Origin of the sequence: Pantoea sp. Ap-870, assembly GCF_011752515.1 — a bacterium.
Classification (GTDB): Bacteria; Pseudomonadota; Gammaproteobacteria; order Enterobacterales; family Enterobacteriaceae; genus Pantoea; species Pantoea dispersa.
Genome location: NZ_VWXG01000029.1, coordinates 1 through 350, shown reverse-complemented (window position 1 = coordinate 350; position 350 = coordinate 1). Strand labels below are relative to the sequence as shown.

Genomic DNA, 350 nt, shown 5'->3' with positions numbered 1-350 from the left:
GGTACTAATGACCCGTGAGGCTTAACCTTACAACGCCAGAGGCGTTTTGGTCTGAGAGACCGAAAGAATTTTCAGCTTGTGACGGAAAAATTAGCGGAAACGAAAGATTTTGCGCTGAGGCGAGGCGGCAGGCCGAAGGAAAGGAAGGAGCATACAGAAGTATGTGACTGACTTTACGAGGACGGGCAACGCGGCATCAGTGAAAAAGATTCGTTTCGCGCACCAGAATTTGCCTGGCGGCAACAGCGCGGTGGTCCCACCTGACCCCATGCCGAACTCAGAAGTGAAACGCCGTAGCGCCGATGGTAGTGTGGGGCCTCCCCATGCGAGAGTAGGGAACTGCCAGGCAT

At 54.6% G+C, this 350-nt stretch carries 1 rRNA gene; it reads left to right on the top strand.

From position 1 onward, the window contains the following. Positions 1 to 232: 232 nt before the first annotated feature. Positions 233 to 348: ribosomal RNA gene (gene rrf / locus F3J41_RS23235) — 5S ribosomal RNA — on the top strand. The last annotated feature ends 2 nt before the right edge of the window (positions 349 to 350 follow it).